Origin of the sequence: Sorangium sp. So ce426, assembly GCF_051475585.1 — a bacterium.
GTDB lineage: Bacteria > Myxococcota_A > Polyangia > Polyangiales > Polyangiaceae > Sorangium > Sorangium cellulosum_B.
The window spans coordinates 11,746,390-11,771,248 of the sequence record NZ_CP150341.1; the positions used below are offsets into that span (position 1 = coordinate 11,746,390).

A 24,859-nucleotide genomic window follows, 5' to 3' on the forward strand; every position below is an offset into this window, starting at 1 on the left:
CGTCATGCAGTGGCTCGCTCGCGTCTGCGTCAAGAGGCCCGTCTTCGCGTCGGTCCTCATGCTCGTCATCGTGGTCCTCGGCGTCGCCGGCTACACCCGGCTCGGCCTCGACCAGTTCCCGGACATCGACGTCCCGTACGTCGTCATCACGACGCGCCTCGACGGCGCGGCGCCCGAGGAGGTCGAGGCCGAGATCTCCGACCGGATCGAGGGCGCGGTGAACACCATCAGCGGCATCGAGGACCTGCGCTCGACGTCGAGCCAGGGCGTGAGCCAGGTCGTCGTCGGCTTCGTGCTGGAGAAGGACGCCGACGTCGCGGCCCAGGAGGTGCGCGACAAGATCAGCGTCGTCCTGCCCAGCCTGCCGAAGGGCATCGATCCGCCGATCGTGAGCAGGATCGACCTTGGCGCGGCCCCGGTGCTGCTCGTCTCTGTGGCGTCGGATCAGCCGATCCGCGAGCTCAGCGAGATCGTCGACAAGCGGGTGCGCCGGCAGATCGAGAGCATCTCCGGCGTCGGCCAGGTCAGCCTGATCGGCGCGCAGAGCCGGCAGATCAACGTCTGGCTCGACCCGATCGCCCTGCGGGCGCAGGGGCTCACCGCGGCCGATGTGCAGCGGGCGATCGCGGCGCAGAACCTGATGACGCCGGGCGGCAGCGTCGAGACCGGCCCCGAGGACCTCACGCTCCGCGTGATGGGGCGCGTCGAGTCGCCCGAGGCCCTCGGCCGCATCGTCCTCCGGGAGCAGGACGGCCACGCCGTGCGCCTCTCGGACGTCGCCCGCGTCGAGGACGGCCGCGCCGAGGAGAAGACCTGGGCCCAGCTCGACGAGCGGCGCACCGTCCTCCTGTCGGTGGTCAAGCAGTCGGGCCAGAACACCGTGGCCGTCGTCGACGCCGTGAAGGCGCGCCTCGACGAGGTGCAGCGCTCGCTGCCCGAGGGGACGAAGATCGAGGTCGTGCGCGACGGCTCGCGCGTGATCCGCACGGGCATCGCCGCCGTGAAGGAGCACCTCGTCCTCGGCGCCCTCCTCGCCGCGGCGGTGGTGCTCCTCTTCCTCGGCAACGCCCGCAGCACGCTCATCGCGGCGCTCGCGATCCCGATCTCGGTCGTCGGCACGTTCGCGGTGATGTGGATCGCCGGCTTCACGCTGAATTTCCTCACGCTGCTCGCGCTCGCGCTCGCCGTGGGCATCGTCATCGACGACGCCATCGTCGTGCTCGAGAACATCGTCCGCTACATCGACGAGAAGGGCATGAAGCCGTTCCCGGCCGCCGTGCTCGCGACGAAGGAGATCGGCCTCGCGGTGCTCGCGACAACGCTGTCGCTCATGGCGGTCTTCATCCCTGTCGCTTTCATGCCCGGGATCGTGGGGCGCTTCCTGAAGAGCTTCGGCCTCACGATGGCGTTCGCGATCGGCGTCTCGCTGATCGTCAGCTTCTCCCTCACGCCCTCGCTCGCCGCGCGGTGGCTCTCGGGGCACGCGCGCAGTGGGCGTGACGCGCGTGACGCGCGTGACGCGCCCAACGGAGGTGACGGCGCGCCCGCGAAGCCGTCGGTCCTGGAGCGCGCCGTCGACGTGTTCTACCGGCCGATCGAGCGCGCCTACATGGCCGCGCTCTCGTGGGTGATGAAGCGCCGCTGGGTGATCGTCGTCGCCTCGGCGGTCGCGCTCGGCTCGTGCGCGCCCATCGCGAAGACGCTGCCCGCCGGCTTCCTCCCGGAGGACGACCAGGCGCAGTTCGAGATCAACATGCGCGCGCCCGAGGGGACGAGCCTCACCTCGACCCGCCTCATCGCCGAGCGGATCGCCGGCGATGTGCGCCGGCTCCCGGGCGTCACCCGGACGCTCCTGACGGTGGGGGAGGGCGAGCAGCAGGCCGCGAACGTCGCCAAGGTCTACGTGATGCTCGTCGACCCGGAGCAGCGCGCGCTCGGGCAGCTCGCGATCATGCAGCGGGTGCGCGAGGAGATCCTCGCGAAGCTGCCGGAGGAGCTGCGCGTCACGGCCGGCGAGGTGCAGGCGGTCTCGTCCGGCGGCCAGTCGTCGGCGAGGATCCAGGTGGCGATCCAGGGGCCGGATCTCGACCGGCTGGGCGAGTACGCGGCGCGCATCACCGAGGAGCTGCGGAAGGTCCCCGGCGCGGTGGACGTCGACAACAGCCTCGTCGTGGGCAAGCCCGAGCTGCGCGCGGTCATCGATCGCGACCGCGCCGCGGATCTCGGCGTCCAGGTGGCCGACGTGGCCGGCGCGCTCCAGCTCTTCGTCGGCGGGCTCAAGGTGTCGACGTACTCGGAGGCCGGCGAGCAGTACGACGTCCGCGTGCGCGCCGACGCGCAGCACCGCGCCGACGCCGGGAGCCTCGCGTTCCTCACGGTGCCGTCGTCCAAGCACGGCGCCGTCCCGCTCCACAGCGTGGTCACGATGGAGCCCGACAGCGGCCCCTCGTCGATCGGCCGCCTCGGCCGGCGCCGGCAGATCACGATCAGCGCGAACGCCGCCCCCGGCGTCGGCGACTCGGCGGTGCAGGCGGCGCTCGACAGGATCATCGCCGAGCAGCGGATGCCGGCGGGCTACTCCGCGCAGCCCGTGGGCAGCTCGAAGAACACGGCGAGCACGGCGGCGAGCTTCGTCGTCGTCATCGGGCTCGCGTTCGTGTTCATGTACCTCATCCTCGCGGCGCAGTTCGAGTCGTGGCTCCACCCGATCACGATCCTGCTCTCGCTGCCGCTCACGGTGCCGTTCGCGCTGCTCTCGCTCAAGCTCTTCGGCCAGTCGCTGAACCTCTTCTCGGGGCTCGGGCTGCTCGTCCTCTTCGGCGTGGTGAAGAAGAACGCGATCCTCCAGATCGATCACACGAACCACCTGCGCGCGGAGGGGATGCCGCGGCTCCAGGCGATCCTGCAGGCGAACAAGGACCGGCTCCGCCCGATCCTCATGACGACGATCGCCTTCGTGGCCGGCATGATCCCGCTCGTGCTCTCGCACGGGGTCGGCTCGGGCCAGAACCGGACGACAGGGGCCATCGTGCTCGGCGGCCAGTCGCTCTCCCTGGTCCTCACGCTGCTCGCGGTGCCGGTGGCCTACTCGCTCTTCGACGACGCGGCCGAGTGGATCCGCCGCCGCCGGCGCAGGGCGGCGGAGGACAAGGGCGAGGCCGAGCTCGACGCGCTGCTCGGCGGGCCGGGAGCGAGCGCGCCGGCGGGCGGCGAATGATGGGCTAGAGCGACAAACGGGTTGGAAACTGCCTGAAAAGCGCAGAATTTCGAACCGCCAAGTCGCCAAGGGCGCCAAGATTGTGTTTGTTCTTGGCGTACTTGGCGCCTTGGCGGTTCATCTCTCGCTCGCTCAACGTGATCGGTGTCCTGGGGGCGCCGCGCGGCCGCCTCAGAGGATCGGATCGATGCGGTAGACCCGGCTCGTCAGCGTGTCGACGAGGTAGAGCTTGCCGTCCGGCCCGAAGGTGATCCCCGCGAGCGAGCCCGCGGGCAGGCCCGTGTCCAGGGTGCGGACCACCTGCCCCGCCGTGTCGAAGGCGTAGATCCTGCTGGTCACGTGATCCGTGACGTAGACGAGGCCCTCGTGGACCTCGAGGCCGCTCGGGGCCTCGAGCGTCCCCGGGGGGACGAACTCGATGAGGGTAGCGCCGTCCATGTGCCTGCGCACCTTGACCGGCTCTTGCCCGTCGAAGCTCGCGCCGGGCACGCCGCTCGTCGGATCCAGCTTGAGCAGCCGCTTGTGGCCCGTGTCGGCGACGTAGAGGCGCTCTTCCCTGGCGCTGTAGAAGATATGGCTCGACGTGGCCTCGACCCCGAGCACCTCGCCGGCGGCATAGCGGTAGATCTCGCCGTCGGAGTGGTCGTCGTGGCCGGGGCCGTGATCGTGGGCGAAGTCGTACCGGTCGAGCGACTTGTCGTTGCCGTTGAAGACCCAGTAGACGTTGGCCTGCTCGTGCGCGATGCCCTTGCAGAACGAGCTCGAGTGGAGCATGTCGAGGTGCGACCCGAGGCCGTCGGGCGTCTCCTCGGCGAAGATCGAGAGATCCGAGGAGAAGAGCGACGGGCCCATGAAGTAGTTGCCGCCGTTGTCGTTGTCGCCGCAGACGCCGAACGTGCCTGGGTGGCCGAAGGCGATCGCGGGCGGCTGGTCCATGAAGTGCGCCGCGGCGGGGTCGCGGAGGCGGACCCACGAGCCGTCCGGCGCGCCGGGCTTCGTGATGATGATCACGCTGTCGTCCTTGCGGTTGACGACCCAGAGCTCCTCGGGCCGCTCCGGGTTGAAGGCGAGGTCGGTCGGCTCGCGCTGCCGGTTCGGCTCGAAGACGGACACGAGCGCGACCGAGGACGGACTGCCATCCTTCACGCCGATCGCAGATCCCGGCGGCAGCTCGACGCACGCGCCGAGCGCCTGGTCGCACAGCGGCGTGTCGGGCGTGGCGGCGCACTCCGGCGACGCACTACAGCGCGGCGCGGACGACAGCGGGGCATCGGCGTCTGCCCCCGAGCAGGCCGGCAGGAGCCCCACGCTGGCCAGGACGAGCACCCTCTGAAGCGTCATTCAAGCCTCCCGGTGAAGAGGAGGACATTCTGACCCGACCGGTCACGCCGGCCATCGCTTTGTGCCGTGGCGCGGTGGCGGAGGGCGGCCCTCGTGGGTAGCCTGGTGCGTCATGAGCGAGCGCGAGCCAGAGCGAAGCCCGGAGGGCGCGGAGCAGGCGAGGGGAGGCGCCGAGGACGCGCGGGCGGCGGGGGCGGTCGCGGCGCTCGTCGAGAGTCACCGCGAGTTTCTGCGCTTCCTGGAACGGAAGGTGGGCAATCGCGCCATCGCCGAGGACATCCTGCAGGACGCCTTCGTGCGGGGCATAGGGCGCATCGACAGCCTGCGCGACGAGGAGTCGGCCACGGCGTGGTTCTATCGGACCCTCCGGAACGCCGTGGTCGACCATTTCCGCCGGAAGGGCGCGTCGGAGCGGGCGATGGCCGCGCTGGCCGCCGAGCTCGACGAGGTGGCCGAGCCCGAGGTCGAGCGCCGCGCCGTCTGCCAGTGCGTCCGGGCGCTGGCCGGCACGCTGAAGCCCGAGTACGCCGCCGCGATCCAGCGCGTGGAGGTCGACGGCCTCTCGGTGCAGGCCTTCGCCGAGGAGGCGTCGATCACCGCGAACAACGCGGCGGTGCGCCTCTTCCGCGCCCGCGAGGCCCTCCGCAAGCAGGTGGTCGCGTCGTGCGGGAGCTGCGCGGAGCACGGGTGCCTCGACTGCACGTGCGCCCCGGTGTCCCCGCCGTCGAAGGGTGAGCCCGAGCCGAAGCGAGGCTGCGGGCACGGGCACGGTGGAGCGGGCTGACCGGTTACGTTTACGAAGCGGGGTCAGGGCGGGTGCCCTGCCTTCTGAGCGCTGAAAACGTTGGAGGGGCAGCGCCTCAGTCCGAGTCCTTGCCTACTCGCCGGGAGCGAGGGCCGCCATGATCATGCCGAGCGTGCTCCAATCGACGGCGGGTTTCTGCAGCAGGTCCTCCAGGGTCCAGATCTCGATCGTGGTGCGCTCGTCTGCGTCCGCTCCGTGCACCGCCCCGGCGGAGGCGCACAGCATGTCGAGCTCGGAGGCGGTGAGCTCCGCGGAGAAGACGTGCGCCCGATGCGAGGACGTCGTGGCCGCGAGCTGGCGTGTTCCCAGGAGGCGCACGCGCGACGCATCGAGTTGCAAGCCAACCTCTTCGGTCACCTCGTCGAACGCAACGCGCCGCATATCGTCGGTCTCCTCGAACGAGGATCCTCCCGGACACTCGCGCACGTAGCCGTCCGCCGTGGTTGCGGTGCTGCGAAACTCACGTACCAGCGCCACCCGCGTCTCGCGCGGCGTGGCCCCGCGGTGGTGGAGCACCACCGCGGCGACGTCCGGTCGCGCCAGGACGACCTCGTTCTTCTTGTGACGCTTCTCGGCGGCGACCACGATGTCCACAAGAAGCGCGTAGTACAGGATCTGCTGCCGAACGCCCACCCGGAAGACCCACTTCACGGTGGCGCCGGTTAGAATATTTCCCGCCGCCTGCTGCGCGCCGTACCAGGACTGAAAGGCGGGTGTGCGGAAGATATCCGCGGGGATCTGACACTCCCCTCGCCGCCGCGCCGCGCCAGCGCCGACACGGGCGAGGGCGCTGTCCACGGCCGCTGCGAGCGTCGGCGCTGCGGCGACCTGCGCGCCGTCGGTGAGCTGCCGGAGATAGTGGAGCTCGGGATCGTCGGGGACGCCGAGGACCACTTTCCCGGAGTCGAGCCAGGCGCCGAGATCGACATGGGTGATGAGCGTCGACTTTGTGTCGAGCCGGCGTGGGACCCAGAACAGGATGCAGTCGGCGCGCCGCAAGCCCTCGTGCTCCCACGCGCGTGGATCGCCGTCGGGGCCGGGCGCCATGCCGTCGCATGGCTCGGGGACGAAGACGGCGCCGTCATAGCCCCGTTCCACGAGGAGGCGGAGCACCTCGCTGCGCCACGACGGGCGGCGTGCGTCGCTCGGTGCCGGTCCGGCCAGGAAAATCGCGCGGGTTACTGTGGTGGGGAAGGGCTGACCTGTGCGGACGACGTCCATGCGTCGATCATAACCGTGGCACGTGGCTCAGGCGAACGCTGGAATGACTGTCGGCCGGTGGGACGCGGCCGCGTTTCCGAGACGCGCGACGTCCCGGACGCGAGGGTGCCATGCGCGAGAGATTCTTCGGAAGAAGTGGCTCCTGGGCCGTACGCACCGGCAGACGGCGACGAGCAACGGCACGAGCCCAGGGGCGGTCGGCAGCGTCCTGGCGCGCGCCAAGGCTGCCGGCCTCACGACCTGGGAGCAGGTCACGCAACTGGACGACGGGGCGCTCGAGCGGGCGCTCTAACGCGCCTGCTGGGGTGGCTGGCGAAGATCGACGTGCTCGTGCTCGACGACTGGGGTCTCGCTCCGCTCGAGGACCAGGAGCGCCGCGACCTGCTCGAGGTCTTCGAGGACCGCCACGGCCTGCGATCGACGGATATTACCAGCCAGATTCCTGTCGGAACGTGGCACGATCATTTCGGAGATCCGAGAATCGCCGACGCCGTCCTGGATCGCATCGCCCACAACGCGCACCGCGTCGCGCTGAAGGGCCCCTCGCGTCGCAAGGGCAAGGAGACCACGGAGACCTGAACCCCAGAGCCCGACGGACCAGCGTCGCTTCGCTCCGAGGGCGATCACGATGCGCGATCGCGGTGATCACGATGGCGGGTGGTCTCCGCAGCGGTGTTCGACGCGGGCCGAAGCGCGCGCGCAGGGCAGCGTCCAAGGCCCGCCCGGACCGCGGGCTGACGCCGGCCCGAGGCCAGCGTTGTCGGCCGGGGCGTGGCCCCTTGCGGCTGGCGGCCATCAAGGAGCTTGCGCAGGTCGGCTTGGGGGAGGCTCGAAGCCGCCCTTGCCGCTGGGGAGGAGCTTCTCCATGATGCGCTTGATCTCGCTCGCCGAACGGGTCTCCAGACGCATATCCCATTCCAGGAGGCGGCCATCGGAGCCGCCGGTGATGAGCTGACGACCATCAGGAGAGAAGGCCGCGAACGGCAGCCATGCAGCGTGACCCGCTAGCTCGAGCAGCGGCTTCCCGCTTGCGGCATCCCAGATTCTCGCGATGCCATCATCCGCGGCCGTAACGGCGAAGTTCCCGTTTGGATCGAATCCAGCCATGTTGACGTCGCGGCTATGGCCCCGAAGGACCCATTCGTTCCTGGTGGTGCCATATCGGGTCCAGATCCTCGCGGTGGAATCCTTGCTCGCGGTGATGAACATCGGTGCATCTGGAGCCGCCTTGTCGACCGCCAAGTCCTGCCGGTAGCTCACGAACGTGATCTCCTCCGTGTGTCCCGGGAGAGCGACGTCATTTCTACCCTTGATGTCCCACAGGACCGCGGACCCGTCACTCCCTCCTGTAATGAGATACCGGCCTGTGGAGTCCAGCTGGCCCACGCGAACGGCGCTCGCATGACGCTTCTCTTCGAGAAAGACACCCCCGGACCGCCAGACCCGCACCGTCCCCTCGGAGCCTCCGGTCACGGTCCAGGTTTCGCCCTGGATCCTCGCGATATCGAGAGGGCGCTGGTATCCGAACACGTGCACCGGACGTGAAGAAGGCACCGGCCACAGCTCGGCTGTGCCGCCCGCCCGTAAGAGGAGCACGTTCCCTCCTCCTCGACTGACGCGGAGCGTGGTGACGTTGTCGCCGCGGTCGATGCCTGCGAGCGCGAGACAGTCGCCGGTGGAGACAGGGCAAACGAAAATATGGGGCTGGTTCTCCTCTCCGATCGTTGCGAAGATCCCGACGTGTTGACCGTCATCGCTCGAGATGACGCCGCGGATCAACATGCCAGGGACTCCAACATCCCATTCGCGCAGCTTACGAGGAGACGTTGTCGCGACATCCCAGAGCTCAGCATGTCGTCCAGAAAACACCATAAGAGAGCCTGGGGTCTCTCCACAATGGGCGGTCTGGACTGAGGCAAGCTCCTTCGCTGTCATCAGCGCTCTTGTCGTCTTCGATGTAATTCGTGTGAGTGTTCCGGTGGCCGCCAACACGGTAACTGACCCATCGGGATTGTAGCAGGCTGTGAATAGACTCTTCCCCAGAACGGGTCGATGGGATGCTCCCGTTCGCGCATCCCACAATACGACATTTGTTAGAGAGCCCGTGGTGTTGAACGACAGAAAGGATGAGCTGTCCGGGGCCGCGAGGATCCGGGAACTGCGGTTGTACACGTCCGGCTCGTTGAGCGGCTCTCGCGCCGTGTTTGGACGGTCGGCGTCGAAGATGAGCACACGTCCATCACGAATGACGCCGACACGGCTTCCATCAGGCGTCACGTCCGTGTGGAGAAGGCTGCCACGATCAGGTGAGTAGTAAAACGGCATCTTCCCGGGGGCGCGCCACAGAGACATTCCTTTGGCGCCGATCGCTAAAAGCTGGCCGGCCCGCATCATTGCCCCAGCGACCGCATGCCGCGGCGCGTTTTGGTCCTCAGGATCCCGGACCTCGAACGCAGACGTTTGTGCGAACGTCTTTGCATTCCAGTGGATAACCGTGCCGTCCGCGCTTGCGGTGAGGATGCCCTCGCCGTCTGCGTGGAAGGCGATCCCTTGGATAGGTCCCGAGTGCTCTTTTCCCACCAGATCGAACGACCGCGAGCTCGGAGCGACGCGAAGCGCGCCGGTGTTCCACTCGTGCACCTGGAGGCGATCGTCGACAGCCGCGATCTCCAGCGTCGAGCCACTCTCAGACGTCGCGACAGCCCTGATGGTGCGCTGCGAAGCACCATCGAGAAAGCTCGACATGCGCGTGCGTCGATGCCAGAGCGCCAAGCCTTGCCGTGCAATTGGGACCAGAAGCCAGTCTCCGCTCCGAGAAAACTCTGGCGCGACGGCACCTTCGCTCGACCCGGCGTCGAAGGTGGTCAACAGCGAGGCATCGGCGAGGTTCCACACGTGCGTGGCGCCGACCCGATCCATCGACGCGAACAGACTTCCATCGGGTGAAAACGCTCCGTTGGTGATCTGGGCCAGGTGGGCTCCCGCCGGAGGCGAGCTGCCGCTGGGGACCTGCCAGACGCGGATGCGACCCGAGTCGGTGACCACGCCGAGATTGCGCCCGTCAGGCGAGAACGTTGCCTTCAGCGATGAAACAGCAGCATCGTCGCCGAACACGCCAACTCCCGCGCCAGTGTTCGCATCCCATAACGCGGTAATTTTGCCTGCCGCTGTCAGGAACAGGCGGTCGTCAGGGCTGAACTCGATCGATGCGATAGACTGTTCGTGGCCCCGCAGCGAAAATAGCTTTCGAGGAGTCTCCGGTGTGCTGACGTCCCAGAGCTCAACGGAGCCATCGCTGCTCGCGACCGCGAGACGTCGCCCCGCGTGATCCAGCCGCGCGGTGGCAGCTTGCTGTGAGACATTTATGGAGCTCAGCAAAGTGCCGTTCGTGCTGCTCCACAGTCGTGCGGTGCCGTCGTCAGATGCTGTGACCAATACTCCGTTATTACGGAGATCGATCGTGTTGATCTTGTCATGGTGACCCGCGAGCGTCCTCAGTCGAGCTCCGTCCTTCACGCTCCAGACGATGAGCTCGCCCATCGCTCCGCCCGACGCGGCCAGTGCGCCGTCCTGGCTCAGCTCGATGCGTACGATGGGCTGTGCCGTGTCGGAGCAGCGCTTCATCCATGTCTCAACGGACCAGAAGCACACCTTGCCCGTTGCTCCGCCGGTCACGATCGTCTTCCCCTCGGGTGCGATGACGCCGGTGGCAACGAGACCGACCTCGCTTTTTGTCTCGAATCGGCGTACTACCTCCTTGCGTGCGACGTCCCACAGCGCAAGCCGACCTTCGTGACCAATGCTGAGCAGCGTGTTTCCTTCCCGATCAAACGATACGCGGCTCACTCCCATTGCGTGCTCTAGACGCTCGACATAGTTGAGTCGGCGGTTGTCCGCAGCGAACGTGCCTAGCGCTACAGTCCCACTTTCGGTGGCAGCGGCGAACGCTGTTCCACTGGGCGTGGAGACCCAACGCAAATCTTGGATAAGCTTCACGTTGAATCTTTTCAGATCCAAGAGACGCTCTTCGATCAGAACAGCGCCCTGCGACAGGGTTCGATCGTGGCGCGACTCTTCAGTTGTCACAGGTCCTTCCAGCGAGAGGATTCTCCCGACCCCGCTCGTGGTACCGACGACGAACCGCTTGCCGTCAGGTGATACAGCGGTGGAGATGCCGGTGCGTGGAAAATCGCGCGAGAGTTTGTGCCGCCCCGTCTCGGCATCCCATACATCAAGTTGCACATTGGCGCTCAAGGTGATGACGGAATCTCCCGGGCCGGTCAGCCAGCTCTGCAGGGGACGCCAGGCCAGTGGCAGCTGCTGCGAGAAGCGAGCGGGCTCGGTCGACGTCCCGACAGACCATAGCGTTCGTGTCCGCTCATGCGTGAGCAAGAATCGCGAGTTTCGCCTATCGAACATCATGTTCGTCGCGGCCTGACCCTGGAGGAGCGACGGGCCAGGGGCGAGCGTGGCACCCTGAAAGATGCGTGCCAAACCGGTCTCGCTCATCGTATGGTACCAACCGTGGTCCTCGGTAAAGCCGGCTGCGGAAATAAGCTCCTCCGACTTGGACGTCTTATCCGGAGTCGAGAGCGTTCGTGTCGAAGTGAATTTGTCTTGTCGCTCGCATCCCCAGATGAATGTTCCGATGTGTTGGTTCAACTCTCGGCCGGAGGCAAAGACGCGCTCTCCGCTGTCGTCGAACGCCACGGAGGACAGCCATGGTAGACTGGTCTCTTTCCGGCGCGCACTCGCGTCCGAGCCGTCGATTCCGCGAGCTGCAGCTTTTTGCTGCCATACTCGCTCCGTTTGCCCGTCATCCGGCCACTGGCACGATTTCGAGATTGTAGGCCCTTCGGTCGAAGAGTCGACGATGTCGAATATTGAATAATGTGATCCACCAGGCGTCCAGACGAGCAGGCGCCGACCATCGGGGCTAAAATCGACCGTTGAGCCCGCTCCTGCGAAACTGTCTCGAAAGCGCGCAAGCGCCTTTCTTGTAGAGATGTCCCAGAGCAAGCCAACGCCGCTCTCACTCAACGTGACGAGGCGGTGGTGCTCTTCCTGAGGATCGAAAGCGACACTGCTAACCGCTCCTTTCTGACGCATGGTCATGCGCTGACTGCCTGCATCGGGCGACGGGCTCGCGAGCGCCGCCGGTTCTTGCTGGAGAAGGCCGTCCGCCTGGAGGATGCTCAGCGATTCCGGCGGCTTCGGGTCCGGCTGCCTCGTCCCGCTCCGCGGTTTCAGTTCAGGGGCGTCCCCTTCGACGACGCGCTCGTCAAGAACTCCGAGCTTCTCCCCGTTTGCGCCGTCCCAGAGCATCGCGACGCCGTCTTTGCCCGCCGTGACGATCAGCGACCGCCGGTAGGAAGGAGGCGCGTACGCCACCGCGGTGATCGGCCCGGCGTGGCCCTCAAGGACTGCCAGCTGGCCATCGAGTGCTCCGAGCGCCCACCTCGTCGTGAGCGCGAGCGCCGGGAGGACGCTGCTGTCCTCTTGATGCGCCATGGCGTAGGCGGTGCCCAGAAGTCGGACGGCATCGTCATTATTTCGCTGCAGCAGCTCGCGGCGGCCCTGTTCAAAGATTTGAGATGCTGCATCAGCTGACGTTTTCTGTCGCTCTTCGGTTCGTGCGGCAGCAATTGCGCGCTCCTGATTCTTGTGATTTTCCTGTATTTTTAAATAGGTGATGTATCCGCCTGCGCCCAGCGTAAAGAGGGCGATGAGCCCGAAAAGCGCCAATTGTCGTCGGCGGCGCTCGGCCTCGGCACGCCGCTTCGCCAGCGCGGCCTCATCGTTGCGCCGCTTTTCCTCGCGGCTTTCGTCCTCGCGCTTCCGTTGTGCCTCCGCGTCGCGCCGCGCCGCGCGGCTGCGGTGCACGGTCTCGGCCATGACATCGTGTACGAGCTCCAGGTGCTCGTCCCCGAAGCGCTCCTCCAGCTTCAAGAGGCGTCTCTGGACCAGCGCTTCGACCGCCTCTCTCGATACGCCTGGTTGGAGCAGCGCATCGTTGAGGGCGCAGCTCGTGCGGCGCCCTTCGCTCGTGAGGAGCTTCTCTTCCACGAAGACCCGAACGCGACTGTCCAGGTCACCCAAGCTATTGGTATAGAAGTCCGCGAGGATCTGATCTCCTTCATGCTCGATGAGCTCGGTCGTCATCTGCGCGAGCCCGCGCTTTTGTCGGCGCTCGTTGAGCTCGCGGCACACCAGGCTCAGGAGCGCAGGAACCACGACGATGTGATCGAGCGCGGAGCTCGACTCGGCGGAGGGCACGGGCTCCGCTCGGTTCGTGCGAGGTCGACTGGAGCGGGCCACGCGCCGCACGATTTCTACGGCGACATCGCGATCGAGGAGCCCAAGTTCCCGCCCGGGATCCAGCACGGCCTCCAGCGCCTCCGTGCCTCGCATCAAGTTGAGTCGATATCTGTTGTCAGAGAGCGCTGGAATCAAGCGCTGCAGGTCGTCGAGTTGTGCGAGAAAATCCTCGCGTAGCGCGATGGCGACCCGCGCCTTGGGTTTCGTGGAGAGTTGCTCCGAAAGCTCTGTGTCGGACCGACTCATCGATGTCCATGGCTCTGTCAGCGCGGAGAGCTCGCTGAGGAGCGCCGCGACGCCGGGTCGGTTCACGCCTTCCGAAAATACGTCTTCAAAATGATCGAAGACGAGCACGGGCATCACTGGCCAGTGATCTTGAGTCCATATCGGTGTCTGTTGGAGATAGCTCCACAGTGCTTCGTTCGGCTTGGGCGGGGACACGTCGAGCCCTTGTGCGGCGTTGGCGATTGCGGCAAAGGCCTGTTGAACAGGGGTGATGCTCGCATGACGCCAGTCGACGTCGACGGGTACGGGAAGGTATTTCTCCTCGCGGAGCTTCGGGAATAGGCCGGCCTGGAGAAGCGATGTCTTGCCCCAACCCGACGTTCCATACAGAACGGTCAGCGTGCCGCGCCTCACGTGTTGCAGGAGCTCGAGGGTCTCGCGCTTCCGGCCGAAGAAGAATCGCGAGTCGCTTTCCTTGAAGGCCGGCAGCCCGGGGTAGGGGTTCGCCGCATCCAGCGGCTTCAAGCGCTCTGCGATACTCATCGTGCATCTCTCCGTGCCCTTCGGCGGCGAAGGCCGTCGGTGAGGGCTCTTATCAGCTGTTCGCGCTCGCTCGGAACGCTCCAGCGGCACCACAGTACGCTCTTGAACTCATGCGGGATGTGCGCGTGGTTTGTCTCGACCTCATCGAGCACCACGGGCATGACGAACCTCTCGCCGGTGGCGTGCTTCGCGTGCCGCGAAAGGGCGATCTTCCACTCTGCGTAATAGTAGCCCTCCGGGTTGCTCAGCGCTCTCGATGAGAGAACCGGCAGGAAGAAGGCGCACGAGTTGATGTTCATGCGAATCGTTGGATCGATCTCCGCCCCCGGCTCGAGCTGCCACTCGTCAAGCCACACGTCGAACTTTCGGTCGGTGAGTTCGCGTGCGATTTCGAGCACCTGAACGCGGTCTTCACCCGCAAAGCTGAGAAAAACGGCGTCTTGCGGCATGTCGCGCCGATACGGCCGGTGGACGTCAGAGCGTCGAGCGGCTACCTCGCGGCGGGAGGACCAGCGCCGGTAGAGCTCGGACACAAACGTTTGTGGATCGCCCAGCTCGACGAGCTTGGTCCCGTGCTGCTGGAGGAAGAGTAGCAAGCTCCTCTCGGACTGCAGTGTGCTGTCGACGACCTCCGAGCGATCGCCGCGCTCGAGAAAACGCTCTCCGCTAAGCGTTCTGATGAAGAATCGGGCGAGCCAGTCAGGATAGCTGCACCCCAGAAAGAGGAGGTGGCTCTCGTTGAGTTTCTTCAGGATGTTCCGCGGCGCTCTCTGTGGAATATGCAAATGAACGAGCCACTCGAGCATCTCTTCCTCGGTCACCGCAAAGGCACGAGCCGCCTGGACCCGACCGAAGACGTACCAGACGATTGGTGACAGCGAATTCTCGTCGTCCGGCTGAAAATCGCTGATGGCTTGGACATAGGGATCGAAGTTCAGGGCGACCGGCTTCACGGGCGTGCCGCGCCTGGCGGCACTCAGCGCCTGCTCGATCAGTGGAGCGAAGGTCGTAGACACGTAGACGTCAAAATCGGTGATGCCGGCGAGCTGGCAGAGCGACTCGTCAATCTCAAGCTTCGATGCGACAGTATCAAGGACCACCTTGATGCCGCGGTGCAACTTGGTGGAGGTGATGTCGCGGCCTTGAAGGATCGATAGTGCGAGTTGTTGGAGGTCGTCCGGCGGGTCCTGGATCCTGAAGTAGTCACCGAGTTGACGGGCTATGTAGCGGTCGATGTGAACAGTCGCTTCCCCATCGCGCACCCTGAAGAAGTCGCGTCCGATGATCGGCACCACCCGACGCTCCTTGATGCTCTGGAGCAGAATGTCCCAGTCCAGCTCCTGCATCTTGCTGCGCGATGAAGCAGGTTCTGCGTAGAAGTGCACTGGCATAGCCGTCGAGTGTATCGAGCAAGGGAGCGGCAGCCAAGTCCATCAGCACCCGCTTCACCGCGCCGATCGATGAGGCGCTGCGCAGTCCGACTTCCGCAGCCCACGGCAAGGGTGTGACGTTCTCTAGCGGGTGGTGAAATTGATTGTTTCTATCTTTTTCGTAGATTCTTGAGCGATTTCGATTGTTTGTGATGTTTTGTGCGCTCGCCCCGCCCCGCACCCGCACTCGGCGCACTCTCGCCGGCGCGTTGTCGTCGCCCGGGCCTCCCGCGTTTTTCTGTCCGGTCTGTTACAGGGCCAAAGCTTCAGGCGGCAGCTCGGTGCACCTGTCAGGCGACAGTAATTTTCACTGACGCTCTACAGCGCTCGCTTCGCCGGCGCTCGCCGCCCGAACCGGAGGTGCTGGCGCGAAATCGGGCGTTGCGGTCATCGATGCGTTCCGCTCCTCCTGGACCTGGCCGCCCCGGATCGAGTCGCTCTCGAGGGGCAAGCCCAGCCCAGGTATCGCTCATCTTTACCTTTCCGGCGTCAGGCCTCCGAAGCCATCAGGCGGCAAAGGACGCAGACACGACAGACGCGGCCATGAGGTCACCGCGCGGCGCCGTCGCTCACGCGGCGCTGCTGCGCGAACCGGACGACCTTGTTCTTCAGCTTGTGGGGCGCTGCTGCTCCTCAGGCGCCAGCTTGGTCCGAAGCCCTTTCAGGATGAGCGCGATCATCTCGGTCATGTCGCGCGTGACGAAAAGCCGCTCGTTCTCCTCGTCGGTGAGCCCGTTGTTGAGCCCGCGGACCCCGAGCGCATTGAGCCTTCCAACGCGGCCAGGCAGATCGATCGGGGGCATGTCCTTGAAGCCCGCTGTTCCGGCGCGGGACGTATAATATTCGCGCAGCGCCGCGCGCGTTCCGTTCTCGTCCTGGAACGCGTGCGTGAGCGCTGCAGGCTGCTCGCCATGGAGCGCCTCGATGAGCGCCCGCGCCATTCCTCCGAAGGCGCCGATGAGGTAGATGGGCTTGCCGACGAAGGTCTCGAGCTCCTCGAGCAACCCCGGCCAGGGTGAAACGCCACGCAGCTGCCCGCCGACGAGGATGCGCGCGTGGCACTCCTTCGCCATGCGGAGACGTGTGTCGCGCATGCTCAACGCCCACGCGAAGTGGTGCTCGGGCACGAGATCGTTCGGCGGAGGGGGCCCCGGGAACCGCGCCGGGTCGAGCTCCTTCGGCCGCAGCTCTTCGTGCAGCTCAAAGGCCGGCGGGATCTTCGCGCGTGCGCCGACGTCGAGCGCCGCCGCTACGGGCCAGGCCGCGTACCAGTGCACGACGCCGGCGGGCAACGGTCGTCCGGCATCCGCGGCGCTCCGCGCGAGATCCAGGAGCTTTTCGGTGTACCCCTTCACGCGAAGATCTCCCCCGTAGGCGAGCTCTGCGCCTGCGGCGAGCAGGTGCGTCGAAAGCTTCACCCAGAGGCGGTCGCGCGCGTCGGCATCGAGGATGTGCGACTCGCTCTGCGGGGGATCCGAGATGGAGATGGCCATTCGCTTGCCCGCGAGCGGCGCGCCTCCCGCATGACAGCCGGCCAGCGCCTGGGTCACGCTCGTGAGCCGCACGTCGGGACGCTGCCGCGTGATCAGCGCGATCTCGTACCGGGGCAGGGGCGGATCCGGATGCAACAGGAAAAACGTCGACCCGCCCGGCCTCCGATCAGGCAATGTCGGCAGCTCGGGCGAACGGCAGCAAATGTCGACAAGCTCACCCTTCAGCACGTGGCTCCGGACGGCCTCTATCGTCGCGGCGTCGTGCTCGCTGCGCAGGAGCTCGAGCAGGGCGCTCGCCACGATCGTCCGGTGCATCGCCGGCTTGCTGAGCTTCTCGGGGGTCGAGATGTCCCAGCGAATGGTTCGCAATTTACCGAGGTAACCGAGGCTCGACGGCTCGCCCTCTTCGAGCGCGTTGACGACGAGCAACGGCCGCTTCTGCGTCTTCGCGGTGATGACCTCCCAGCCGCACCAGTACCGGCTCGAGAAGCGATCGGTCTGGAGCACGATGACGACCGCGTTCTCGAAACCCGCTGCGAGATCCGACTCGAAATCATCGCCAGCGCTGATGCCGACTTCATCGAAGAAGCTCTTTCCCGCCGGTCGTGCCTCGATGAACTGCCTGAGCGCAAGCGCGGCCTCCCGGCCGCTCACCTGGCCATGAGGCAATTTGCAGTGGCTGATGAAGAGCTGCACCGCCCGCGGAGGCCCTGAGCGGTTCGCGAACCAGCGGGCGATCGCGTGCGTCGCGTACAGCACGAGGTCGTTCTCCCGATCGGGCTCAGGCACCCGGTCGAGCCGGATGGCTTGCTTCGCCGAATAGAGCGCACCGAGATTGGCGAAGTTCGGCGTCACCGTGCACGTGAGCAGGAGGTCGACCGCGCGCACGGCGCGGGCTTGTCGTGCGGTCCATTCGCGCCAGGCCTTGCTCGCAAGCATCGCGTCGTCGACGAGGAGCACGAGCGCCGTGCGGGCCGCCTCGCCCCAGGCGATATCGGGCAGCGGGGAATCGTCGGGGCCGCACCACACGGACACCGGGATGTTCGCCTCGGGGACCGCGTAGACCTCACGATCGCCCGTCAACCAGCGTGCGAGCCGCTGGGACCACGCTGCGCCGTGAGGGTTGCCTGCTGCGAAGACGATGTGGACGTGGAGGGGCGGCTCGTAGCGCATGCTCGACCTCGAGGACGGGACGTGCATCGATCCGTGTGGTTCAGCACGCTACCATCCGCGCAGCCACTTGAGGAACCCCCGGTCACGGCTTGTGGCATGCGCATGGCGCCCTCGCGTTCGGGAGCGGGGCGATGTGCATCCCGGAGATGCGGTCGCGTAACGCCGAACGGCAGTCGGCGTCCTCGCATCGGGCGCACGTCCCCTGCTCGGATGTCGCCGGATTAGATAACACGCACCCCATCGCCCGACAGCTCGCTGTCGCATCGACGGCTCACCGGCGCTCTGCCGCCGCATGTCGCATGAGCGCGGCGCCTCGGCCGGCCTCTCACGCCAGCTTGCGGCTCATCTTTCGCAGCTGCTCCAGCGCCTCCACCAGGCGCTTCATCGCCGGGGGGAGCGGCACGCCGGCCGGGGCCTCGAGGTCCTGGCCCACGGCGCTGCGCAGGTCCATGCCCCAGAGCGCGCTGCTCACGTGGATGTGCGCGGGGGGCGCGTCGCCCGGGCGAGCTTCCACGCGCTCGCTGTCCCAGAACGATGCGAAGAGATACGGCTGCGTGTAGATGTAGATGCAATGCGGGACGTTCTCCCGGGTGAGGTAGTCGCGGATTGCCCGGAGGCTCTCGTTCCGCTCCTCGATCAGCACGTCTCCCGTCTTGCCGCCGAGGATCAACTCCCGCAGCGGCTCGTCCGCGAGCGCGAAGAGCTCGATGTGCTCGTAGCGCTTCGTTCGGTGTTTCATCGCCTCGCGCAGCGCCGCGAGGAACTGGCCGTGGGTGGCGCCGATGAAGCTCATCCGGTCGTGGCGGACGAACAACTCGACGGGGGGCACCTTCAGGGATTCGGTGCCGGGCTGGACCCGCGTCTCGACGAGGTTCCGCATCGCGCGGGCGAGCGTCTCGAGGTGAGCCGGGGTCAACACCCACTCCGGGCGGCCGAGGTGGCCAGACGTGAACGCTTCCTGGCACGCCTTACGCAACGCTTCGGGCCCAGTCCCGGCCTCGTGCCGCAGGCGCAGCGTGCCCGGGAGGAGCCGCGCGGAGTCGAGCGGGCCTTCGGGGCGCGCGCAGTCGTGCCGGAGCTGGCGCTGCCAGGGCTGGAATCGATTCACGAGTGCTCGCGCGACGATGTCGCGGGGCCGGTCTCCCTGGGGCGGCTCCCCGTCCCGCACGCCGGTCCAGGCGGCATCGAGGATCGCGATCCGGTCAGCGTCGGACGGATGGCTCGCCGAGAATGCCGTCGTTGTGAGCGAAGCTCTCAACGTTTCGACAGCGCCGGGCCCACCGAGCATGCCGGCGTACAGGTCGGCGATCACCTCCCCAACCCACTTCTCCTTCGCCCAGGAGCCGAGATCGTCGTCCTCTTCCTCGAGCACACGGACCACAGAAAACGTGTCGCCCCGCGCGGCGTCTAGGTGATGCCCTAGCTCATGAAACAAGGTCGCCCACGCCCACGGCTCCTCGAGGAGGTTGCCAGGGCAGAGGACCACAGGGAGCGGCAGATCCGCGGGCGTGGCCTGCGATAGCCACGCCGCTGGGACCCGCGCGCGAGGGACGTAGAGCGGCGAGTCGATAGGCTCCACCGCCAGGATCGGCGGGGGCGGTCGGGGCGCAGCGCCGGCCGCGTGTGATACCGCGTCGAGCAGGCAGCATTGCGCCCGGTTGAACCACATGGCCTGATCGTCGAGCCAGCTGGACGGGCGGGTGACACGCTCGATCAGGCACAGGATCGCGTCGAGGCGCGACGTCTTGAGCGCGGCGGCGGACGCCGCATCGGGAAAGGCGAGCGCGCCGTGCGTGGCCCGAAGCGCCTCCTCCCAGGCGTGCTCCATCAGCTGCCTGTGCTCTGGCGGCGCGCGCTTCATGTCCCGGAAGAGCGCTTCGCCGCGCCGGCGAAGGCGCTCGAGCCGATCTTCGTGGTCGGCAGGGATCATTGAATCGCCTTGTAGCCCTCGATGAGCGCTGGCGAGAGGCGGCGAGCGAGCGGGTTGCTCGCTGCCTGCTCCGCGACGTCATGCCGGAACGCCTGCATCAGCGAGGGCAGCGCCGAGCAGCACGCTTTCACGTCCTGTGGACGGATGCCTGCGCCGACTGCCGGCAGCTTGACGTACCATCGGATGCCGTCGCAGAGCGCCTCGGCGGTCGCGTCGTCGAGGTTGGCGGGGAACTTCTCGATCAGGGGCCGTTCCTCGGGATGGGGCCAGGGGACCCGCCTGGTGGCCTCGAACACGCCCTCGGGGACGGGAGCCCCTTTGTAGACGCGGAGGAGATCCTCGACCGACGCCGCCACGGCCTGCACCGCCTGCTCGACGGCCTGCTCGCGCGTGCCAACGAGGAAGAGCTGCCCGTCGCAGCGCGTGTACCAGTCGTCGCCCCGCGCGTTGACGACACGCAGCCCGTGCCCGCCTGCACGGTGGTCGACCTGGCCATGCAGCTCGCCAACGTGCCCGTCCTGGTCATGGACGAGCTTCACGAGCGCGCCGGCGAGCTTCTTGGACATGTCGTTCTCCCCGGCCCACCGGCGGATCGGCCCCGCCGGCGTCCGCACGTGCCCGGCAGCGAAGCCGTCCGTGAGGAAGTGATCGGCAAACCCGTTCGTGTAGACCGCCTCATTCCAGAGCTGGGAGCGCTTCTTGCGGTCGGCCTCCTTCGCGGCTGTCGACGCGAGCCCGAGCGCCACCTCGTGCCACTTGACGTACGCGAGCGCGTTGTGCCAGCCGAAGTGGCTCGTGTTCCGCAGGGCGAGCTCAGTATATTGCTTGGCGTTCCACCAGAGCGCCGCGTTCTCGTCGGGATACGACGTCCCCCGGAGCCTGGGCGGCAGCCCGATCCAGATCACCTCGCGCTTGAAGGACTCGATCAGATCGCTGAGATCGTTGTCCTCCCAGAGCCAGGGCAGGGCGGAGGGCTTCTCGTCGAAGAGCGCAGCCGGCGACTCGTAGAAATCCCCGGCGAAGGCCACGATCTCGCCGTACGTGAGCTCGTCGGTAGCGCTCCTCCGCCGGAAGGGCCCGAAGGACTCGACGCCCACCCGCTCCACGGCAATGCGGGAGCCCTCGTAGCCGATCCACAGGTGCTCGCCGCCCTCGAACGGCTCGGCGCCGGCGAGCACCTGGTCTCGGACGCGCAAGAATGCATGCAGCGGATCGCGGACGGCCGCTTCTTCCATGGGGTTCGAGCATACCACGATCGGCGCCGGAAGCGCCCCGGCGTGGAGCGTTCCCGGCCGTCTGCGGCGGTGGAATACGTGCTAGAGTACCTGCCCATGTCCGACGATCGTTCCGTCGAGGCAAGGGTTGTGGAGCGCACCACCACGGCGGTGAACTCCAGCGCGCCCGCGGCCGGGGCGGCCATCGTCACCGAGCGGGCGGTTCTTCGTACGCGTTCTGCGGACCACATCCTGTCTTCGAGCCTCTGCGCCGCTTAGAAACCCGCGCCGGAGGTACCGATGGACGAGAGCACACGCACCTGGCGCGACCGCGTGGCGCGCTGGCACAAGAGCGGGCACTCCGCCCGCGTGTTCGCGGAGCAGGAGGGGGTCAACGCCGGCACACTGTACTCCTGGAGCCGCCGACTGGGCATGAAGCGGAGCGAGCACCGGCAGCGCTCGGAGAAGGCGACGCTTCCGGCGCTGCTGCCCGTGGTGGTCGCCCCGCCTGCAGCCACGACGCCCTCTTCGGGCGCGGCGCTGGAGATCGTCTTGCCGGACGGGGCGGTCGTCCGCGTCCCGCCGTCGTTCGACGAGGTTACGCTGGCGCGCGTTGTTCGTGCGCTCGGGGGGGCACGATGATCCCTGGCCGCGTCTCGATCTACGTTGCCACCGAGCCGCTCGATCTACGGCGCTCGTTCGATGGTCTCGCTGCCGTCGTGCGCGAGGTGCTGCGACAAGACCCGCTCTCCGGAGCGCTGTTTCTCTTTTTCAACCGGGCGGCCGATCGCTGCAAGGCCCTTTGGTGGGACCGCAGCGGATACTGTCTACTTTACAAAAGGCTCGAGCGTGGGGCATTTCGAGCCCCACGTGCCGTCACTCCGGGAGCCACGAGCGTCCTTATTGACGCCGCCGAGCTCGCGAAGATCCTGGAAGGCATCGCCCTGTCGCCCTCGAAGTTGCGGCGAGCGGTCCCGTTCGCCGAGACCGCACCGCCGCAGGTCCCCTGATCTCGCCTGACAGCCTCGCACGCTCCTGGGTAGCCCCCACGGTTGCATTGCCTCGAGCGACATGAATTTTCCTCCACAAGCCCCTTCAAAAAGCAAGAGCTCACGAGTACTTACCGCGTCGTGAGCAAGCCGGTCGAAGAGCAGATTCGCGAGCTCAAGGACAAGCTCGCGCGCGCTGCCCACGAGCGGGACGAGTACCGCAAGCTCTACGAGCTCGCCAGCATCGAGCTGGAGCGGCTTCGCCGGCACATCTTCGGCCAGAAGGCCGAGCACGTCGACCCCGGGCAGATGCAGCTCGCCTTCGATGCGATCGTGCAGATGCTCGCGGGCACCGGGGCGCAGCCGGATGCGGGCGCGACCGGCTCACCCGACGGTGGCGATGGCGCGGCGCCGAACGGCTCCTCCGGAGGCGGGGACAAGGGGCGCCAGGCTCGCCCGCACGGGCGGCAACGGCTGCCCGAGCATCTGCCGGTCGAGCGGATCGAGCTGTTGCCGCCGGAGGCGCAGGACGAGCGCGCGACCGCGCTTGTCCGCATCGGCGAGGAGGTGTCGGAGACGCTGGAGTGGCGGCCCGCGAGCTTCGTGCGACTGCAGATCGTGAGGCCGAAGTTCGCGGTCAAAGGTGAGCCCGAGCAAGGCATCACGATCGCCGACGTCCCCGACAGCCCTGTCCCGCGCAGGCTCGCCGGTCCGGGGTTGCTCGCGCACGTGCTGGTCAGCAAGTACGCCGACCACTTGCCGCTCCACCGGCAGGAGAAGATGTTCGAGCGCTGGGGCCTTCACCTCTCGCGCTCGACGCTGTGCGGCTGGGTCGAGTCGTGCGCCGACAAGCTCGCGATCCTCGTCGGGGCGATGGCCAAGGACGCCCTGAACGCGCACTGCATCGCCATCGACGCCACCGGCGTGCTCGTGCAAGCAAAGGACAAGTGTCGGCGGGGCCACTTCTGGGTCCTGGTGGCGGACCGAGATCACGTCCTGTTCCGTTTCACGCCGCATCACAACCAGGATGGCCCGAAGGAGTTCCTTCGCGGCTACAAGGGCTATGTCCAGGCCGACGCCTCGAACGTCTACGAGCAGCTCTTCCGCACCGAGGGGGTGACCGAGGTCGGTTGCTGGGCCCATTGCCGGCGGAAGTTCTTCGAGGCGATGACCTCCGACCGGGACCGCGCGACGGTAGCCATCGGCTTCATTCGCAAGCTCTACGCGATCGACAAGGCGACCAAGGAGCTGGCTCCGAACCGTCGAACCGAGCAGCGCCGGACGGATGCCGAGCCCGTGCTCGTGGCCTTCCGCGCGTGGCTTGAGACAGAGGACCTGCTCGTCCTGCCGAGGAGCCCCATCGCAGGCGCCATCGGCTACGCGCTCAACCAATGGACCGCACTCACTCGCTTCCTCGAGGATGGCCGGCTCCGCCTCGACAACAACCGGAGCGAGCTTGAGCTCCGCCGTGAAGCCGTGGGCCGTAAGAACTGGCTCTTCGTGGGCAGCAAGGACGGCGCCGAGTGGAACGCCACCATCGTGTCGCTCATCGCCTCCTGCGCGCTGCACGGCATCGAGCCCTGGGCCTACTTGCGCGACGTGCTGATCATGCTGCCCACCTGGCCTCCCGAGCGGGTCATCGAGCTCGCTCCGAAGTCCTGGAAGCAGACCCTCGAGAACGCCGACGCTCGGCAGCGGCTCGCGGCCAGTCCGTGGCCCCGGGCGCCGGACGCGACGCCCAGCTGATCGATCGTCGGCGTCGCCGTCCGCTGCCGTGGGCACGGACGCATGCTTTCCGGCTGCCGGGCGCGCAGCTCGCCGGCTTTGGCGCGCTGGTGCCGGCTCTTCGGCGCTTGCGCGGTCGACGCGTGGCTTCCGGCGCCTTGTCGACGATTCGGGCCCGGCAGAGGCATCGGCGGCACGCGGCTTCGCCGCCGCGCGCCTGCGGGCGACGTGCACGCGGGCGGTGACCTCAGCGTCGACCGCCGTTTCCTCCGCTCGCTGCTGGGCCCAGCCACCCTTCGCCGCAGACCGCTCTTCCTCTCGCATCGGGTCGCGAATCTACGGCGACGCCACGCACCACGCGAGGATGGGGTCTACAGGACGGATACGTTCTTCCGACGTACGCCCCGGAGCGACGTTACCGCGCGTTCATCTCCTACAAGCACCAGCGGAGCAGCGTCTTCGCCGAGCGGCTGGAGGCAGCGCTCATGGCCTATGCGAAGCCGCTCCTGCGACCTCCTATCCGGATCTCCCGGGACGAGCGCCACCTGCGGCCTGGCACCGATCTCCCCACCCTCGTCCGCAGCGCCCTCGAGGACTCCGAGTTCCTCGTCCTCCTGGCATCGTTGGGGTTGGGCCCGGTTTTTTCCCCCCGAGCGGCGCCTTGGTCATCGCCCCGTCCATCGCCAGCCAGCTCCAGACGACGCCGATGAACTCATCGTACGCCAGCAGCCCGCGGCGCCAGAACTCCCGAAACACGCCCGCCGCGATCCACTCAAGGAATCGTCGATGCGCTGAGGAATGGCTGCAGATACCGGTCGCATCGAGCGCCCCCCATTGGCAGCCCGTCCGGAGGACGAAGAAGATGGCGTCGATGGCCACGCGTTCGGGCACGCGCGGGTTATGGCAATCGAGCGGGTGCGCCTTGCGCGGCGGCAGCAAGGGTCCCATCTCTGCCCAGATCGCGTTGGGGAGCCTCCAGCCATCATCCTTGAACTGCTCCATCTGCCGCGGCTGCCGCGTCACACGCCAATTGCAAGACGTTTGGCCAGGACCACCGCATGTTCCTGAACATAGTCGCCCAAGATCCCAAGTGCTCCCTACTGGGATAGGTTCTTAGGAAACGATGCAAAGCGGCGTAACTCGCCGCGGGACGAGAACGGGCGAGGCGCGGTGGTCGCCCGCGTGCATCCTGTTGATCGCCGGGTCAGCCACGACGACCGCCGCGCGGTCTCCAC

14 protein-coding genes and 1 pseudogene are annotated in these 24,859 nt (G+C 67.0%); 7 read left to right on the plus strand and 8 right to left on the minus strand.

Annotated features, from left to right (window positions below):
- The first annotated feature begins 4 nt into the window (after positions 1–4).
- Positions 5–3,217: an efflux RND transporter permease subunit gene (locus WMF44_RS44110; RefSeq protein WP_437296040.1), complete on the plus strand. Its 3,213-nt coding sequence runs from the start codon at positions 5–7 to the stop codon at positions 3,215–3,217.
- 171 nt (positions 3,218–3,388) lie between these two features.
- On the opposite strand, the gene WMF44_RS44115 is transcribed toward WMF44_RS44110, so the two are convergent.
- Positions 3,389–4,558, minus strand: coding sequence for a hypothetical protein (locus tag WMF44_RS44115; protein ID WP_437296041.1), 1,170 nt, complete (start codon positions 4,556–4,558; stop codon positions 3,389–3,391).
- A 112-nt stretch (positions 4,559–4,670) separates the two neighbouring features.
- Here WMF44_RS44115 and WMF44_RS44120 point away from each other — a divergent pair, with 112 nt between their 5' ends.
- Positions 4,671–5,342 carry an RNA polymerase sigma factor gene (locus WMF44_RS44120; protein WP_437296042.1) on the plus strand — a complete coding sequence of 224 codons (672 nt, stop codon included), beginning with the start codon at positions 4,671–4,673 and terminating at the stop codon, positions 5,340–5,342.
- A gap of 93 nt (positions 5,343–5,435) precedes the next feature.
- Here WMF44_RS44120 and WMF44_RS44125 read toward each other — a convergent pair whose 3' ends face one another.
- The gene (locus WMF44_RS44125) at positions 5,436–6,584 is read right to left on the minus strand and encodes a nucleoside 2-deoxyribosyltransferase domain-containing protein (protein ID WP_437296043.1); all 1,149 of its coding nucleotides are present in this window, start codon (positions 6,582–6,584) and stop codon (positions 5,436–5,438) included.
- 135 nt (positions 6,585–6,719) lie between these two features.
- On the opposite strand from WMF44_RS44125, the gene WMF44_RS44130 reads away from it, so the two are divergent.
- Positions 6,720–7,163, plus strand: a complete 444-nt coding sequence (locus WMF44_RS44130; protein WP_437296044.1) for an ATP-binding protein — start codon at positions 6,720–6,722, stop codon at positions 7,161–7,163.
- Positions 7,164–7,379: 216 nt separating this feature from the next.
- On the opposite strand, the gene WMF44_RS44135 is transcribed toward WMF44_RS44130, so the two are convergent.
- The 5 genes from WMF44_RS44135 to WMF44_RS44155 form a co-directional block, all read right to left on the minus strand.
- A complete protein-coding gene (locus WMF44_RS44135; RefSeq protein ID WP_437296045.1) occupies positions 7,380–13,670 on the minus strand; it encodes a WD40 repeat domain-containing protein in 6,291 nt (2,096 codons plus the stop codon).
- Positions 13,667–15,016 (minus strand): toll/interleukin-1 receptor domain-containing protein, encoded by a 1,350-nt coding sequence (locus tag WMF44_RS44140; protein ID WP_437296046.1) that lies wholly within the window; start codon positions 15,014–15,016, stop codon positions 13,667–13,669. Before WMF44_RS44140 ends, WMF44_RS44135 begins: the two co-directional genes overlap by 4 nt.
- 692 nt (positions 15,017–15,708) lie before the next feature.
- Positions 15,709–17,793: a hypothetical protein gene (locus tag WMF44_RS44145; RefSeq protein WP_437296047.1), complete on the minus strand. Its 2,085-nt coding sequence runs from the start codon at positions 17,791–17,793 to the stop codon at positions 15,709–15,711.
- Between the two features lie 298 nt (positions 17,794–18,091).
- Positions 18,092–19,696, minus strand: coding sequence for a hypothetical protein (locus WMF44_RS44150; protein WP_437296048.1), 1,605 nt, complete (start codon positions 19,694–19,696; stop codon positions 18,092–18,094).
- Positions 19,693–20,931 (minus strand): hypothetical protein, encoded by a 1,239-nt coding sequence (locus WMF44_RS44155; protein WP_437296049.1) that lies wholly within the window; start codon positions 20,929–20,931, stop codon positions 19,693–19,695. The genes WMF44_RS44150 and WMF44_RS44155 overlap by 4 nt, the downstream gene beginning before the upstream one ends.
- A 96-nt stretch (positions 20,932–21,027) precedes the next feature.
- On the opposite strand from WMF44_RS44155, the gene WMF44_RS44160 reads away from it, so the two are divergent.
- Genes WMF44_RS44160 through tnpC form a run of 4 tightly spaced genes read left to right on the plus strand, consistent with a single transcriptional unit; the run spans position 21,028 to position 23,645 of the window.
- Positions 21,028–21,189 carry a hypothetical protein gene (locus WMF44_RS44160; protein ID WP_437296050.1) on the plus strand — a complete coding sequence of 54 codons (162 nt, stop codon included), beginning with the start codon at positions 21,028–21,030 and terminating at the stop codon, positions 21,187–21,189.
- Between the two features lie 21 nt (positions 21,190–21,210).
- Positions 21,211–21,552, plus strand: coding sequence for an IS66 family insertion sequence element accessory protein TnpA (gene tnpA, locus WMF44_RS44165; RefSeq protein WP_437296051.1), 342 nt, complete (start codon positions 21,211–21,213; stop codon positions 21,550–21,552).
- Complete coding sequence (gene tnpB, locus WMF44_RS44170) at positions 21,549–21,920, plus strand: IS66 family insertion sequence element accessory protein TnpB (protein WP_437296052.1); 372 nt, start codon at positions 21,549–21,551, stop codon at positions 21,918–21,920. Before tnpA ends, tnpB begins: the two co-directional genes overlap by 4 nt.
- 42 nt (positions 21,921–21,962) lie before the next feature.
- Positions 21,963–23,645: an IS66 family transposase gene (gene tnpC, locus WMF44_RS44175; protein ID WP_437296053.1), complete on the plus strand. Its 1,683-nt coding sequence runs from the start codon at positions 21,963–21,965 to the stop codon at positions 23,643–23,645.
- Between the two features lie 576 nt (positions 23,646–24,221).
- Here tnpC and WMF44_RS44180 read toward each other — a convergent pair.
- Positions 24,222–24,626: pseudogene (locus tag WMF44_RS44180) on the minus strand (transposase); the annotation flags it as partial.
- Positions 24,627–24,859: the final 233 nt, after the last annotated feature.

Bases quoted from the DNA above. Each gene is read 5' to 3' on its own strand.
- tnpA (WP_437296051.1), top strand. From the start codon at position 21,211: ATGGACGAGAGCACACGCACCTGGCGCGACCGCGTGGCGCGCTGGCAC.
- WMF44_RS44155 (WP_437296049.1), bottom strand. From the start codon at position 20,931: ATGGAAGAAGCGGCCGTCCGCGATCCGCTGCATGCATTCTTGCGCGTC.
- tnpB (WP_437296052.1), top strand. From the start codon at position 21,549: ATGATCCCTGGCCGCGTCTCGATCTACGTTGCCACCGAGCCGCTCGAT.
- WMF44_RS44135 (WP_437296045.1), bottom strand. From the start codon at position 13,670: ATGAGTATCGCAGAGCGCTTGAAGCCGCTGGATGCGGCGAACCCCTAC.
- WMF44_RS44160 (WP_437296050.1), top strand. From the start codon at position 21,028: ATGTCCGACGATCGTTCCGTCGAGGCAAGGGTTGTGGAGCGCACCACC.
- WMF44_RS44110 (WP_437296040.1), top strand. From the start codon at position 5: ATGCAGTGGCTCGCTCGCGTCTGCGTCAAGAGGCCCGTCTTCGCGTCG.
- WMF44_RS44145 (WP_437296047.1), bottom strand. From the start codon at position 17,793: ATGCACGTCCCGTCCTCGAGGTCGAGCATGCGCTACGAGCCGCCCCTC.
- WMF44_RS44125 (WP_437296043.1), bottom strand. From the start codon at position 6,584: ATGGACGTCGTCCGCACAGGTCAGCCCTTCCCCACCACAGTAACCCGC.
- WMF44_RS44150 (WP_437296048.1), bottom strand. From the start codon at position 19,696: ATGATCCCTGCCGACCACGAAGATCGGCTCGAGCGCCTTCGCCGGCGC.
- WMF44_RS44115 (WP_437296041.1), bottom strand. From the start codon at position 4,558: ATGACGCTTCAGAGGGTGCTCGTCCTGGCCAGCGTGGGGCTCCTGCCG.
- WMF44_RS44140 (WP_437296046.1), bottom strand. From the start codon at position 15,016: ATGCAGGAGCTGGACTGGGACATTCTGCTCCAGAGCATCAAGGAGCGT.
- WMF44_RS44120 (WP_437296042.1), top strand. From the start codon at position 4,671: ATGAGCGAGCGCGAGCCAGAGCGAAGCCCGGAGGGCGCGGAGCAGGCG.